The sequence below is a fragment of the Bacillus sp. TH30 genome (assembly GCF_016650875.1).
Classification (GTDB): Bacteria; Bacillota; Bacilli; order Bacillales; family Bacillaceae_G; genus Bacillus_A; species Bacillus_A mycoides.
This window is the reverse complement of the sequence record NZ_JAEKEY010000002.1, coordinates 2,397,319-2,411,412: the sequence shown is the minus strand read 5'-3', so window position 1 is coordinate 2,411,412 and position 14,094 is coordinate 2,397,319. Positions and strand designations below refer to the sequence as shown.

At 40.9% G+C, this 14,094-nt stretch carries 17 protein-coding genes; all 17 read left to right on the top strand.

The annotated features are described in order from the left end of the window. The first annotated feature begins 19 nt into the window (after positions 1-19). The 17 genes from rpoC (at position 20) to rpsQ (ending at position 14,069) form a co-directional block, all read left to right on the top strand. Positions 20-3,631 carry a DNA-directed RNA polymerase subunit beta' gene (gene rpoC / locus JFU20_RS14535; RefSeq protein ID WP_002009783.1) on the top strand — a complete coding sequence of 1,204 codons (3,612 nt, stop codon included), beginning with the start codon at positions 20-22 and terminating at the stop codon, positions 3,629-3,631. 113 nt (positions 3,632-3,744) lie between these two features. Then, positions 3,745-3,993 carry a 50S ribosomal protein L7ae-like protein gene (locus JFU20_RS14530; protein ID WP_000121833.1) on the top strand — a complete coding sequence of 83 codons (249 nt, stop codon included), beginning with the start codon at positions 3,745-3,747 and terminating at the stop codon, positions 3,991-3,993. 114 nt (positions 3,994-4,107) lie between these two features. Continuing rightward, positions 4,108-4,530, top strand: a complete 423-nt coding sequence (rpsL, locus tag JFU20_RS14525; RefSeq protein WP_201038708.1) for a 30S ribosomal protein S12 — start codon at positions 4,108-4,110, stop codon at positions 4,528-4,530. Positions 4,531-4,559: 29 nt separating this feature from the next. Beyond that, positions 4,560-5,030, top strand: coding sequence for a 30S ribosomal protein S7 (gene rpsG / locus JFU20_RS14520; RefSeq protein ID WP_001137492.1), 471 nt, complete (start codon positions 4,560-4,562; stop codon positions 5,028-5,030). A 206-nt stretch (positions 5,031-5,236) separates the two neighbouring features. Further along, positions 5,237-7,315, top strand: coding sequence for an elongation factor G (fusA, locus tag JFU20_RS14515; protein ID WP_002113318.1), 2,079 nt, complete (start codon positions 5,237-5,239; stop codon positions 7,313-7,315). Between the two features lie 117 nt (positions 7,316-7,432). Then, entirely contained in the window at positions 7,433-8,623 is a 1,191-nt protein-coding gene (tuf, locus tag JFU20_RS14510; RefSeq protein ID WP_002009778.1) for an elongation factor Tu, read from the top strand. 401 nt (positions 8,624-9,024) lie between these two features. Continuing rightward, positions 9,025-9,333: a 30S ribosomal protein S10 gene (rpsJ, locus tag JFU20_RS14505; protein ID WP_001040595.1), complete on the top strand. Its 309-nt coding sequence runs from the start codon at positions 9,025-9,027 to the stop codon at positions 9,331-9,333. Between the two features lie 34 nt (positions 9,334-9,367). Next, a complete protein-coding gene (rplC, locus tag JFU20_RS14500) occupies positions 9,368-10,000 on the top strand; it encodes a 50S ribosomal protein L3 (RefSeq protein WP_000160209.1) in 633 nt (210 codons plus the stop codon). Positions 10,001-10,025: 25 nt separating this feature from the next. Continuing rightward, positions 10,026-10,649, top strand: coding sequence for a 50S ribosomal protein L4 (gene rplD, locus JFU20_RS14495; protein ID WP_001127261.1), 624 nt, complete (start codon positions 10,026-10,028; stop codon positions 10,647-10,649). Beyond that, positions 10,649-10,939 carry a 50S ribosomal protein L23 gene (rplW, locus tag JFU20_RS14490; RefSeq protein ID WP_001205557.1) on the top strand — a complete coding sequence of 97 codons (291 nt, stop codon included), beginning with the start codon at positions 10,649-10,651 and terminating at the stop codon, positions 10,937-10,939. Before rplD ends, rplW begins: the two co-directional genes overlap by 1 nt. Before the next feature lie 28 nt (positions 10,940-10,967). Then, entirely contained in the window at positions 10,968-11,798 is an 831-nt protein-coding gene (gene rplB / locus JFU20_RS14485) for a 50S ribosomal protein L2 (RefSeq protein ID WP_000511584.1), read from the top strand. A gap of 60 nt (positions 11,799-11,858) precedes the next feature. Continuing rightward, on the top strand, positions 11,859-12,137 hold the full coding sequence (gene rpsS, locus JFU20_RS14480; protein WP_000124452.1) for a 30S ribosomal protein S19: 279 nt from the start codon (positions 11,859-11,861) through the stop codon (positions 12,135-12,137). 17 nt (positions 12,138-12,154) lie between these two features. Continuing rightward, positions 12,155-12,496: a 50S ribosomal protein L22 gene (gene rplV, locus JFU20_RS14475; RefSeq protein WP_002009773.1), complete on the top strand. Its 342-nt coding sequence runs from the start codon at positions 12,155-12,157 to the stop codon at positions 12,494-12,496. A 3-nt stretch (positions 12,497-12,499) separates the two neighbouring features. Continuing rightward, entirely contained in the window at positions 12,500-13,159 is a 660-nt protein-coding gene (gene rpsC, locus JFU20_RS14470) for a 30S ribosomal protein S3 (protein WP_002009771.1), read from the top strand. 1 nt (position 13,160) lies between these two features. Continuing rightward, positions 13,161-13,595, top strand: a complete 435-nt coding sequence (rplP, locus tag JFU20_RS14465) for a 50S ribosomal protein L16 (protein WP_000928969.1) — start codon at positions 13,161-13,163, stop codon at positions 13,593-13,595. Next, on the top strand, positions 13,585-13,785 hold the full coding sequence (gene rpmC, locus JFU20_RS14460) for a 50S ribosomal protein L29 (RefSeq protein ID WP_002091523.1): 201 nt from the start codon (positions 13,585-13,587) through the stop codon (positions 13,783-13,785). The genes rplP and rpmC overlap by 11 nt, the downstream gene beginning before the upstream one ends. A 20-nt stretch (positions 13,786-13,805) precedes the next feature. Then, positions 13,806-14,069 (top strand): 30S ribosomal protein S17, encoded by a 264-nt coding sequence (gene rpsQ, locus JFU20_RS14455; RefSeq protein WP_002091526.1) that lies wholly within the window; start codon positions 13,806-13,808, stop codon positions 14,067-14,069. Positions 14,070-14,094: the final 25 nt, after the last annotated feature.

The window sequence follows — 14,094 nt, the reverse complement described above, 5'->3', positions numbered from 1 at the left end:
TAAAAGGGAGGTAGGCCCCTTGATAGATGTAAATAACTTTGAATATATGAAGATTGGACTTGCTTCACCTGACAAGATTCGTTCTTGGTCATACGGTGAAGTTAAGAAACCAGAAACAATTAACTATCGTACGTTAAAGCCTGAAAAAGATGGCTTGTTCTGTGAGCGTATTTTCGGACCACAAAAGGACTGGGAATGTCATTGCGGGAAATATAAACGTGTACGTTATAAAGGTGTAGTTTGTGATCGATGTGGCGTTGAAGTAACGCGTGCAAAAGTTCGTCGTGAACGTATGGGTCATATCGAATTAGCTGCTCCTGTATCTCATATTTGGTATTTCAAAGGTATCCCGAGCCGCATGGGACTTGTCTTAGACATGTCCCCTCGCGCGCTTGAAGAAGTAATTTATTTCGCTTCTTATGTTGTAACAGAAAGTGGAGATACACCACTTGATAAGAAGCAATTACTTTCTGAAAAAGAATACCGTGCATATCGTGATCGATATGGCAGTACATTCCATGCTGCTATGGGTGCAGAAGCGATTAAAAAATTACTGCAAGACATCGATTTAGATAAAGAAGTAGACTTCTTAAAAGAAGAATTAAAAACAGCACAAGGACAACGCCGTACTCGTGCTATTAAACGTCTAGAAGTATTAGAAGCATTCCGTAACTCTGGAAATCACCCATCTTGGATGATCTTAGAGGTTCTTCCAGTTATCCCACCAGAACTACGCCCAATGGTACAGTTAGATGGTGGACGTTTTGCTACTTCTGACTTAAACGACTTATATCGTCGTGTAATTAACCGTAACAACCGTTTAAAACGTCTATTGGACTTAGGTGCACCAAGCATTATCGTTCAAAACGAAAAACGTATGTTACAAGAAGCTGTAGACGCATTAATCGATAATGGTCGCCGTGGCCGTCCAGTTACTGGACCAGGTAACCGTCCATTAAAATCACTATCTCACATGCTTAAAGGTAAACAAGGACGTTTCCGTCAAAACTTATTAGGTAAACGTGTTGACTACTCTGGCCGTTCTGTAATCGTTGTAGGACCGAACTTAAAGATGTACCAATGTGGATTGCCGAAAGAAATGGCACTTGAATTGTTTAAACCTTTCGTTATGAAAGAGTTAGTTGGAAAAGGATTAGCACACAACATTAAGAGTGCTAAACGTAAAATCGAGCGTGTACACCCTGAAGTTTGGGACGTTTTAGAATCTGTGATCAAAGAGCATCCAGTACTTCTAAACCGCGCACCAACACTTCACCGTCTTGGTATCCAGGCGTTTGAACCTACACTAGTAGAAGGTCGTGCAATCCGTCTTCACCCACTTGTATGTACTGCATACAACGCGGACTTTGACGGTGACCAAATGGCGGTTCACGTTCCGTTATCATCAGAGGCACAAGCAGAAGCTCGTATCCTTATGTTAGCGGCACAAAACATCTTGAATCCAAAAGACGGAAAACCAGTTGTTACTCCATCTCAGGATATGGTATTAGGTAACTATTACTTAACACTTGAGCGCGAGGGTGCAATCGGTGAAGGTATGGTCTTCAAAGATGCAAACGAAGCAATACTTGCATACCAAAATGGATATGTACATCTGCACACACGTGTTGCAGTTGCTGCGAGTTCGGTAAATAATGTAACGTTTACTGAAGAGCAAAAGAGTAAGCTTCTATTAACAACAGTTGGTAAATTAATATTTAACGAAATCTTACCAGAGTCGTTCCCTTATATTAATGAACCAACAAACTCAAACCTTGAAAAAGAAACACCAGCGGAATATTTCGTTGAAAAAGGTGCGAACATTAAAGAAATTATTGCTAGTCGCGAAGAAGTGGCACCATTTAGCAAGAAAATCCTTGGTAATATTATTGCGGAAGTATTCAAACGTTTCCAAATTACAGAAACGTCTCGCATGCTTGACCGTATGAAAAACTTAGGATTTAAATACTCTACAAAAGCTGGTATTACAGTTGGGGTATCAGATATTCTTGTATTAGGTGAAAAAGATGAAATTCTCCATGAAGCACAAGCAAAAGTAGATAATGTAATTAAACAATTCCGTCGCGGTTTAATCACGGAAGAAGAACGTTACGATCGCGTTATCTCTATTTGGAGTAATGCAAAAGATGTTATCCAAGGAAAGCTGATGAAATCCTTGAATAAACGCAACCCAATCTTCATGATGAGTGATTCCGGTGCCCGTGGTAACGCATCGAACTTTACTCAGCTTGCTGGTATGCGTGGTCTGATGGCCAATCCATCTGGTCGTATCATTGAGCTTCCGATCAAATCGAGTTTCCGTGAAGGTTTAACAGTACTTGAGTACTTCATCTCTACGCATGGTGCGCGTAAAGGTCTTGCCGATACAGCACTTAAAACTGCCGATTCTGGTTACTTAACACGTCGTCTTGTAGACGTTGCACAAGATGTAATTGTTCGTCAAGATGATTGTGGAACAGATCGCGGTTTACTAATTGGTGCGATTAAAGAGGGTAATGAAGTTATTGAGTCACTATATGATCGTCTTGTTGGACGTTTTGCAAGAAAAACTGTAAAACATCCTGAAACAGGTGAAGTATTAGTTGTTGAAAATCAATTAATTACTGAAGATATTGCTCATATCGTTGAAAAGTCGGGTGTTGAAACTGTAAACATTCGTTCAGCGTTTACGTGTAATACTCGCCATGGTGTATGTAAGAAGTGTTACGGTCGTAACTTAGCAACTGGTACAGACGTAGAAGTAGGAGAAGCGGTAGGTATTATCGCAGCTCAATCTATCGGTGAGCCAGGTACACAGTTAACGATGCGTACGTTCCATACAGGTGGGGTTGCCGGGGATGATATCACACAAGGTTTACCTCGTATCCAAGAGATCTTCGAAGCTCGTAATCCGAAGGGTCAGGCAGTTATCAGTGAAATTGACGGTGTTATCGCAGCGATCAACGATGTTAAAGATCGCCAAGAAGTAGTTGTACAGGGTGAAGTTGAAGCTCGTACGTATGCTATTCCTTACGGTGCTCGTCTGAAAGTAACTCTAGGACAGCCAATTAGCCACGGTAAAGAGTTAACAGAAGGTTCTATTGATCCGAAGGAATTACTAAAAGTAACGGACATTACAGCAGTTCAAGAATACTTATTACGTGAAGTTCAAAAAGTATACCGTATGCAAGGGGTAGAAATTGGTGACAAACACGTAGAAGTAATGGTACGTCAAATGCTACGTAAAGTTCGTGTAAGTGATGCGGGTGAAACAGATGTATTACCAGGAACATTACTAGATATCCATCAGTTTACTGATGCGAATGCGAAGGTGTTACTGAAAGGTAAACAACCAGCAACGGCTAGACCAGTTCTACTTGGTATTACAAAAGCTTCACTTGAGACAGATTCGTTCTTATCTGCGGCGTCATTCCAAGAAACAACTCGTGTTCTAACAGATGCAGCAATTAAGGGTAAACGCGATGAGCTTCTAGGATTGAAAGAGAATGTTATTATCGGTAAGCTTGTTCCTGCTGGAACAGGTATGAATCGTTATCGCAAAGTGGATCTTGTAAAAACAACACAAGATAACATGAATGTAGAAAACGATGAAGTTTATGTGGAACAGTAAAATTTTCCGTCGTAAATTTTGTATAAAAACAGCTGATCCTAGTTGACATTGTATGAGACAAAATGTTACTATAATCAAGGTTGCTCCTGAATGATGCTTTGGAGGATATTTAAATGTCTTATCAAAAAGTGTCAAATGCTGAAAATGTAGTCGTTGGTCATAAACGAACATTGGAAGCAATCAAAAATGGTATAGTTAAAGAAGTTGTTATTGCGGAAGATGCTGATGTGCGGTTAACCCATGTTATCATTCGTACTGCCTTGCAACATAACATACCCATAACCAAAGTTGAATCAGTTCGTAAGCTTGGAAAAGTTTCGGGGATTCAAGTGGGAGCTTCAGCAATAGGAATAATAAGTTAAAACTGTTTTTGTGAGGAGAGAGCATTTGCTCTTCCTTGCAAAAACTTTGTTTTCAACTAATAATGAACCACCTGGATATGTGGTCATACAAACATGCGAAGGGAGGATAATCAAATGCCTACTATTAACCAATTAGTGAGAAATGGTCGTACTGATAAAGTATGGAAGTCTAAATTACCTGCGTTAAACAAAGGTTTTAATTCTTTAAAGAAAAAATCAACTGATATCTCTGCACCTCAAAAACGTGGTGTGTGTACTCGTGTTGGTACAATGACTCCGAAGAAACCGAACTCAGCGTTACGTAAATACGCTCGTGTACGTTTAACAAACGGTATTGAAGTTACAGCTTACATCCCAGGTATCGGTCATAACCTACAAGAGCATAGCGTAGTATTAATTCGCGGTGGTCGAGTAAAGGATTTACCAGGGGTACGTTACCACATCGTTCGTGGTGCGCTTGATACAGCTGGTGTTGACAAACGTATGCAAGGACGTTCTAAATATGGTACTAAGCGACCAAAACCTGCTAAAAAATAATAAACTTATAATGAAAGGAGGAACTCAATATGCCTCGTAAAGGACCTGTTGCGAAACGTGACGTGTTACCAGATCCAATGTACAATTCTAAACTTGTAACACGCCTAATCAACAAAATGATGGTTGACGGTAAAAAAGGTAAATCTCAAACAATTCTTTATAACGCTTTCGATATCGTTCGTGAACGTTCAGATAAAGAACCAATGGAAGTATTCGAGCAAGCTCTTAAGAACATCATGCCTGTTCTTGAAGTACGCGCTCGTCGTGTTGGTGGTGCTAACTACCAAGTTCCAGTTGAGGTTCGTCCAGAACGCCGTACAACTTTAGGTCTTCGCTGGTTAGTAAACTATGCTCGTCTTCGTGGTGAAAAAACTATGGAAGAGCGTCTAGCTTACGAAATCTTAGATGCAGCTAACAACGCTGGTGCATCTGTTAAGAAACGTGAAGACACTCATAAAATGGCAGAAGCTAACAAAGCATTTGCTCATTACCGTTGGTAGGATTCAACGTAAAATAAATGTAAGCATAAACCGCTTTATTTGTCGCTTATGGAAGTGTGGAGAGGGAGAATGCCTCTCCCTTTCGTTGGGCGCTCGTTTTACATAATGAGGGTACTGGACACTGGCATATGTAACAATATAAAGTGGCTTTTTTGCTACTTAAAATAAAATAATCCAATCCATATATGGAAGGAGCAAGACACCAAATGACTAGAGAGTTCTCTTTAGAAAACACTCGTAATATTGGTATCATGGCTCACATCGATGCTGGTAAAACAACAGCAACTGAGCGTATTCTGTATTACACAGGACGTATTCATAAAATCGGTGAAACTCATGAAGGTGCATCTCAGATGGACTGGATGGAGCAAGAGCAAGAACGTGGTATCACAATTACTTCTGCTGCAACTACAGCACAATGGAAAGGTCACCGTGTAAATATCATTGACACTCCAGGACACGTAGATTTCACAGTAGAAGTAGAACGTTCTTTACGCGTACTTGATGGCGCAGTAGCAGTACTTGATGCACAATCTGGTGTAGAACCACAAACAGAAACTGTTTGGCGTCAGGCTACTACTTATGGTGTACCTCGTATCGTATTCGTTAACAAAATGGATAAGATTGGTGCAGATTTCTTATACTCTGTAGGAACAATCCACGATCGTTTACAAGCAAACGCACATCCAATTCAGTTACCAATCGGTGCTGAAGATGAGTTCAATGGTATCATTGACCTTGTTGAAGAGTGTGCTTACATGTACGCTAACGATTTAGGAACAGACATCGAGCGTGTCGAAATTCCTGAAGAGCATAAAGAATTAGCTGAAGAATACCGTGGAAAACTTATTGAAGCGGTAGCTGAGCTTGATGAAGAAATGATGATGAAGTACCTAGAAGGTGAAGAAATCACTGTAGAAGAGCTTAAAGCTGGTATCCGTAAGGCTACAACTTCTGTAGAATTCTTCCCAGTAATCTGTGGTTCTGCATTCAAAAATAAAGGTGTTCAAATTCTGTTAGACGCAGTTATCGACTACCTACCATCTCCATTAGATGTACCTGCTATTAAAGGTACTCTTCCGGATACAGATGAAGCTATCGAGCGTAAGTCTAGCGATGAAGAACCATTCGCAGCTTTAGCATTCAAAATCATGACTGATCCTTATGTTGGTAAGTTAACGTTCTTCCGTGTGTACTCTGGTGTGTTAAACTCTGGATCATACGTGAAAAACTCAACTAAAGGTAAGCGTGAGCGTGTAGGTCGTATCCTACAAATGCACGCTAACAGCCGTGAAGAGATTTCAACAGTTTACGCTGGTGATATCGCTGCTGCTGTAGGTTTAAAAGATACTACTACTGGTGATACTCTTTGTGACGAGAAGAGCCTTGTTATCCTTGAGTCTATGGAATTCCCAGAACCAGTTATCTCTGTAGCTATCGAACCAAAATCTAAAGCTGACCAAGATAAAATGGGTACAGCATTATCTAAGCTTTCTGAAGAAGATCCAACATTCCGTGCTCACACTGACCAAGAAACTGGCCAAACAATCATCGCTGGTATGGGTGAACTTCACCTTGATATCATCGTTGACCGTATGCGCCGTGAATTCAAAGTGGAAGCAAACGTTGGTGCTCCTCAGGTAGCATACCGTGAGACTTTCCGCGCTGCTGCGAAAGTTGAAGGTAAGTTCGCTCGTCAATCTGGTGGTCGTGGACAATTCGGTCACGTTTGGATTGAGTTTGAACCTAATGAAGAAGGTAAAGGTTTTGAATTCCAAAACAAAATCGTCGGCGGTGTAGTTCCACGTGAATACATCCCAGCTGTTGGAGCGGGTCTTGAAGACTCACTTAAAAATGGTGTACTAGCTGGTTACCCACTAGTTGACATCAAAGCTGCGTTAGTTGACGGATCTTACCATGATGTCGATTCATCTGAGATGGCGTTCAAAATCGCTGCATCTATGGCGCTTAAAGCTGCGGTTTCTAAATGTAGCCCAGTAATTCTTGAGCCAATGATGAAAGTTGAAGTTGTAATTCCTGAAGAGTACATGGGTGACATTATGGGCGACGTAACATCTCGTCGTGGACGTGTAGAAGGTATGGAAGCTCGCGGTAACGCTCAAGTTGTTCGCGCTATGGTTCCACTTTCTGAAATGTTCGGTTATGCAACGGCATTACGTTCTAACACTCAAGGACGCGGAACATTCTCAATGACATTTGATCATTATGAAGAAGTACCGAAGTCTGTTTCTGAAGAAATTATTAAAAAAAATAAAGGTGAATAATTGATTTTTATCGATTGTTCAAGTATAACTACTTATGTAAGCTTAGAAAGTGAGACGCAAGTTTCACTTTCTAGTCTAAATATAAAATAACCCATATAAACTAAGGAGGAATTTAGAATGGCTAAAGCTAAATTCGAACGTTCTAAACCCCATGTTAACATCGGTACAATCGGCCACGTTGACCATGGTAAAACTACATTAACTGCTGCGATCACTACAGTTCTTGCAAAAGCTGGTGGTGCTGAAGCACGCGGATACGATCAAATCGACGCTGCTCCAGAAGAAAGAGAGCGCGGAATCACAATCTCAACTGCACACGTTGAGTACGAAACTGAAACTCGTCACTATGCACACGTTGACTGCCCAGGTCATGCTGACTATGTTAAAAACATGATCACTGGTGCTGCTCAAATGGACGGCGGTATCTTAGTAGTATCTGCTGCTGATGGTCCAATGCCTCAAACACGTGAGCACATCCTTCTTTCTCGTCAAGTAGGTGTTCCTTACATCGTTGTATTCTTAAACAAATGCGACATGGTAGATGACGAAGAATTATTAGAATTAGTAGAAATGGAAGTTCGCGACCTATTATCTGAATACGGATTCCCAGGCGACGATATTCCTGTAATTAAAGGTTCTGCTCTTAAAGCTCTTCAAGGAGAAGCTGAGTGGGAAGAAAAAATCATCGAATTAATGACTGAAGTTGATGCTTACATCCCAACTCCAGAACGTGAAACTGACAAACCATTCTTAATGCCTATCGAGGATGTATTCTCTATCACAGGTCGTGGTACAGTTGCAACTGGTCGTGTTGAGCGTGGAATCGTTAAAGTTGGTGACGTAGTAGAAATCATCGGTCTTGCTGAAGAGAATGCTACTACAACTGTAACTGGTGTAGAAATGTTCCGTAAGCTTCTTGACCAAGCTCAAGCTGGAGACAACATCGGTGCTCTACTTCGTGGGGTTGCTCGTGAAGACATCCAACGTGGACAAGTTCTTGCTAAAACTGGCTCTGTAAAAGCACACGCTAAATTCAAAGCTGAGGTTTTCGTATTATCTAAAGAAGAAGGTGGACGTCATACTCCATTCTTCGCTAACTACCGTCCACAGTTCTACTTCCGTACAACTGACGTAACTGGAATCATCCAATTACCAGAAGGTACTGAAATGGTAATGCCTGGTGACAACATCGAAATGACTATCGAACTTATCGCTCCAATCGCTATCGAAGAGGGAACTAAATTCTCTATTCGTGAAGGTGGACGTACAGTAGGTTACGGTGTAGTTGCTACAATCGTTGCTGAGTAGTCTTTAATTAGATTATTAAAAACTCAAGGGATTCTCCCTTGAGTTTTTTTATTGCTTATTACTATAGAAGAAAGAGGTGTATTTTCTATTTTTGGATGAGTTTCTTCTATAGTATATAAAACCAAAAATAACACCCAAAAACTGTAAGTTGAATAAGAGTAGATGAAAACTTGATATTCTTTAAAGTGCCATGTATAATAGCAAAAGTAGAGAAAAGCAGATGCGAACAAAAAGATGCTTGCATCTAGACGAATAACATTGTATAATAGACAATGTTGGTCTTTGACTGCGATGAAGTGGAAGGTTGCTGACACACCCGGCCGCTTTGCCATGGCATGGTGTGGGGAAATTTCCATGGAGAAGGTCTATTTTAGAAATAGGCGAACGAAGGAGGGAAAATAATGGCAAAAGAAAAAATTCGTATCCGTTTAAAAGCTTATGATCACCGTATTCTTGATCAATCAGCTGAGAAAATTGTAGAAACAGCTAAGCGTTCTGGGGCAACAGTTTCTGGTCCGATCCCATTACCAACTGAGAAGACTATTTACACAATTCTTCGTGCTGTTCATAAGTACAAAGATTCTCGTGAACAATTCGAAATGCGCACACACAAACGTCTAATCGACATCGTGAGTCCTACTCCGCAAACAGTAGATTCATTAATGCGTTTAGATTTACCATCTGGTGTAGATATCGAAATCAAACTATAATTCATATAACTTAAAAATGTAGGAGGTGTAACTCATGACCAAAGGAATCTTAGGAAGAAAGATCGGTATGACTCAAGTATTTGCTGAGAACGGTGAGTTAATCCCAGTAACGGTAATCGCTGCTAATCCAAACGTTGTTCTTCAAAAGAAAACAACTGAAACTGATGGCTACAACGCAATTCAGTTAGGATTTGAAGATAAACGTGAAAAGTTAACTAACAAACCTGAACAAGGCCACACTGCTAAAGCATCTACAACTCCTAAGCGCTTCATTCGCGAAATCCGCGATGCAGACGTGGACGGATTAGAGGTTGGTCAAGAGGTAAAAGTTGAAGTTTTCGCTGCAGGTGAAATCGTTGACGTAACAGGAATTTCTAAAGGTAAAGGTTTCCAAGGTGTTATTAAACGCCACGGACAATCTCGCGGACCTATGTCTCATGGTTCTCGCTATCACCGTCGTCCAGGTTCAATGGGGCCAGTTGCTCCGAACCGTGTATTCAAAGGCAAAAAACTTGCTGGACGTATGGGTGGAGACCAAGTTACTATCCAAAACTTAGAAATCGTTCAAGTTGACACTGAGCGCAACTTATTACTAGTAAAAGGTAACGTTCCAGGTGCTAAGAAATCTCTTGTAGTTGTTCAAGGCGCTGTGAAGGTTAGCAAATAATTCACAATAGGAAGGAGGAATTCCAATGCCAAAAGTTACTGTATATAACCAAACTGGTTCACAGGTTGGTGAAATCGAATTAGCTGAAGCTATTTTCGGTATCGAACCAAATGAAGCTGTACTATTTGAAGCTGTAATGATGCAACGTGCATCTTTACGTCAAGGTACACACAAAGTAAAAACTCGCTCTGAAGTTCGTGGTGGTGGTCGTAAACCATGGCGTCAAAAAGGAACTGGACGTGCTCGTCAAGGTTCTATCCGCTCTCCTCAATGGCGTGGTGGTGGTACGGTATTCGGACCTACACCAAGAAGCTATGCGTACAAACTTCCTAAGAAAGTTCGTCGTTTAGCAATCAAATCTGCATTAGCTACTAAAGTAGTTGAGAACAACATTGTAGTTCTTGAGGACCTAGTATTAAATGCACCAAAAACAAAAGACATGGTAGCAGTACTTAAAGGATTAACTGTTGAGAAGAAAGCTCTTATCGTAACTGCTGATGCAAACGAATCTGTAGAGTTATCTGCTCGCAATATCCCTGGAGTAACAGTAATCACTGCTGATGGCGTAAACGTGCTAGATGTGCTTCATCATGATAAGCTAATCATGACAAAAGCGGCAGTGGAAAAAGTAGAGGAGGTGCTTGCATAATGAGAGATCCTCGTGATATCATTAAGCGCCCAGTTATCACTGAACGTTCTATGGAAATGATGGCTGAAAAAAAATACACGTTCGACGTGGACGTTAAATCTAATAAAACAGAGGTTAAAGACGCTATAGAAGCGATCTTTGGTGTTAATGTAGACAAAGTAAATATCATGAACTACAAGCCGAAAGCAAAACGTGTTGGTCGTCACGCTGGTTTTACTAGCCGTCGTCGTAAAGCAATCGTTAAGCTAACTGCTGACAGCAAAGAAATCGAAATCTTCCAAGGCGTTTAATTCTTACTAAAGAAGGAGGGAAATTGAGATGGGAATTAAAAAGTATAATCCAACTACTAACGGTCGTCGTAACATGACTACGAATGATTTCGCTGAAATCACGACCGACAGACCAGAAAAGTCTTTACTTGCTCCTTTAAGCAAAAAGGCTGGTCGTAATAACCAAGGTAAAATTACTGTACGTCATCAAGGTGGCGGACATAAGCGTCAATACCGTATCATCGACTTTAAGCGTAACAAAGATGGAATTCCAGGACGCGTTGCTACGATCGAATACGATCCAAACCGCTCTGCGAATATCGCATTAATTAACTACGTTGACGGTGAAAAACGTTACATTCTTGCTCCTAAAACTTTAGAAGTAGGTATGGAAGTTATGTCTGGTCCTGAAGCTGACATTAAAATCGGTAACGCATTACCATTAATCAACATTCCAGTAGGTACTGTTGTTCATAATATCGAGCTTAAGCCTGGTCGTGGAGGACAATTAGTCCGTTCTGCTGGTACATCTGCTCAAGTACTTGGTAAAGAAGGAAAATACGTACTTGTACGTTTAACTTCTGGTGAAGTACGTTTAGTATTATCTGCTTGTCGCGCTTCAATCGGTCAAGTTGGTAACGAACAACACGAACTTATCAAAATCGGTAAAGCAGGTCGCTCTCGCTGGTTAGGTAAGCGCCCAACAGTTCGTGGTTCTGTAATGAACCCGGTTGATCACCCACACGGTGGTGGTGAAGGACGCTCTCCAATCGGACGTAAGTCTCCAATGTCTCCATGGGGTAAACCAACTCTTGGATTCAAGACTCGTAAGAAAAACAAAGCGTCTGATAAATTTATCGTTCGTCGTCGTAAAAAATAATGGGATTGTAGTACGGTTCATTTCAAGAACCGTACGCCAATCACGAAGGGAGGCACCAAAATGGCTCGTAGCTTAAAAAAAGGACCATTTGTCGATGATCACTTAATGAACAAAATGGAAAAATTAGTTGCATCTGAGCAAAAACAAGTTGTTAAAACTTGGTCTCGCCGTTCAACAATCTTCCCTCAGTTCATCGGACATACAATTGCTGTATATGATGGTCGTAAACACGTACCTGTGTACATCACTGAGGATATGGTTGGCCATAAGTTAGGTGAATTCGCACCAACTCGTACGTATAAAGGTCACCTTGCTGACGATAAGAAAACTAGAAGATAATGAGAGGAGGCACTTCAATGCAAGCTAAAGCAGTAGTGAGAACAGTTCGTATTGCTCCTCGTAAGGTTCGTTTAGTAGTAGACTTAATCCGAGGTAAGCAAGTGGGTGAAGCGATTGCTATCCTTAACCACACACCAAAAACTGCTTCTCCAGTTGTAGAAAAAGTTTTAAAATCTGCAATCGCAAATGCAGAGCACAATTATGAGATGGATATTAACAACCTAGTTGTTGAAAAAGTCTTCGTTGACGAAGGTCCAACGTTGAAACGTTTCCGTCCACGTGCAATGGGTCGTGCAAGCCAAATTAACAAACGCACAAGCCACATCACAGTTGTGGTATCAGAAAAGAAGGAGGGATAATCGATGGGTCAGAAGGTTAATCCAATTGGTCTTCGTGTCGGTATTATCCGCGACTGGGAATCTCGTTGGTTCGCTGAGAAAGATTATGCTACGTTATTACATGAAGACATCAAAATCCGTGAGTACATTACTGTACGCTTAAAAGATTCTGCTGTTGCTAAAGTAGAAATCGAACGTGCAGCAAATCGTGTAAATGTTACAATTCACACTGCAAAACCTGGTATGGTAATTGGTAAAGGTGGTACTGAAGTTGAAGCACTTCGTAAAGCTCTTAACCAATTAACAGGCAAGCGTGTACACATTAACATTTTAGAAGTTAAGAGAGCTGATCTTAACGCTAAATTAGTGGGCGAAAACATCGCTCGTCAATTAGAAAACCGTGTATCATTCCGTCGTGCACAAAAGCAAGTTATTCAACGTGCTATGCGTGCAGGAGCAAAAGGTATTAAAACACAGGTTTCTGGTCGTCTTGGCGGGGCTGATATCGCTCGTGCAGAATCTTACAGTGAAGGAACTGTTCCACTTCATACACTTCGCGCTGATATTGACTATGCAGCAGTTGAAGCTGATACAACATACGGTAAATTAGGCGTAAAAGTATGGATCTACCGTGGAGAAGTCCTTCCTACAAAAAAGAAAGCTTCTGAGGAAGGAGGAAAATAATATGTTAATGCCAAAACGCGTAAAATATCGTAGAGAGCATCGTGGTAAAATGCGTGGTCGTGCAAAAGGTGGAACTGAAATTGCTTTCGGTGAATTCGGTTTACAAGCACAAGCTGCTTCATGGATTACAAACCGTCAAATCGAAGCTGCTCGTCGTGCAATGACTCGTTACATGAAACGTGGCGGTAAAGTATGGATTAAAATTTTCCCTTCTAAACCTTACACTGCAAAACCTCTAGAAGTACGTATGGGTTCCGGTAAAGGGGCACCAGAAGGCTGGGTAGCAGTAGTAAAACCTGGGAAAATTATGTTTGAAATCGCGGGTGTATCTGAAGAGGTAGCACGCGAAGCATTACGTCTTGCAGCTCACAAACTACCTGTGAAATGTAAGTTCGTAAAACGTGAAGAAAATGGTGGTGAATCTAATGAAAACTAATGATATTCGTGAATTAACCACTGCCGAAATCGAAACAAAAGTTAAAGCTTTAAAGGAAGAATTGTTCAATCTTCGCTTCCAACTTGCTACAGGACAATTAGAGAATCCAACTCGCATCCGTGAAGTGCGTAAAGCGATTGCTCGTATGAAAACTGTAGTTTGTGAAAGAGAGATCGGAATTAATCGATAAATTGAGGGGAGGTTTGCATAGTGAGCGAACGTAACCAACGCAAAGTTTATACTGGTCGTGTTGTGTCTGATAAAATGGACAAAACGATTACAGTTTTAGTTGAAACTTACAAAACTCATTCCTTGTACGGAAAACGTGTTAAGTATTCTAAAAAGTACAAAGCCCATGATGAGCAAAACCAAGCAAAACTTGGCGATATCGTTAAAATCATGGAAACTCGCCCGCTTTCTGCTACTAAGCGTTTCCGTTTAGTTGAAATCGTTGAAGAAGCGGTTGTTATCTAAATAGACGAATCGGAATTTTTAGTCC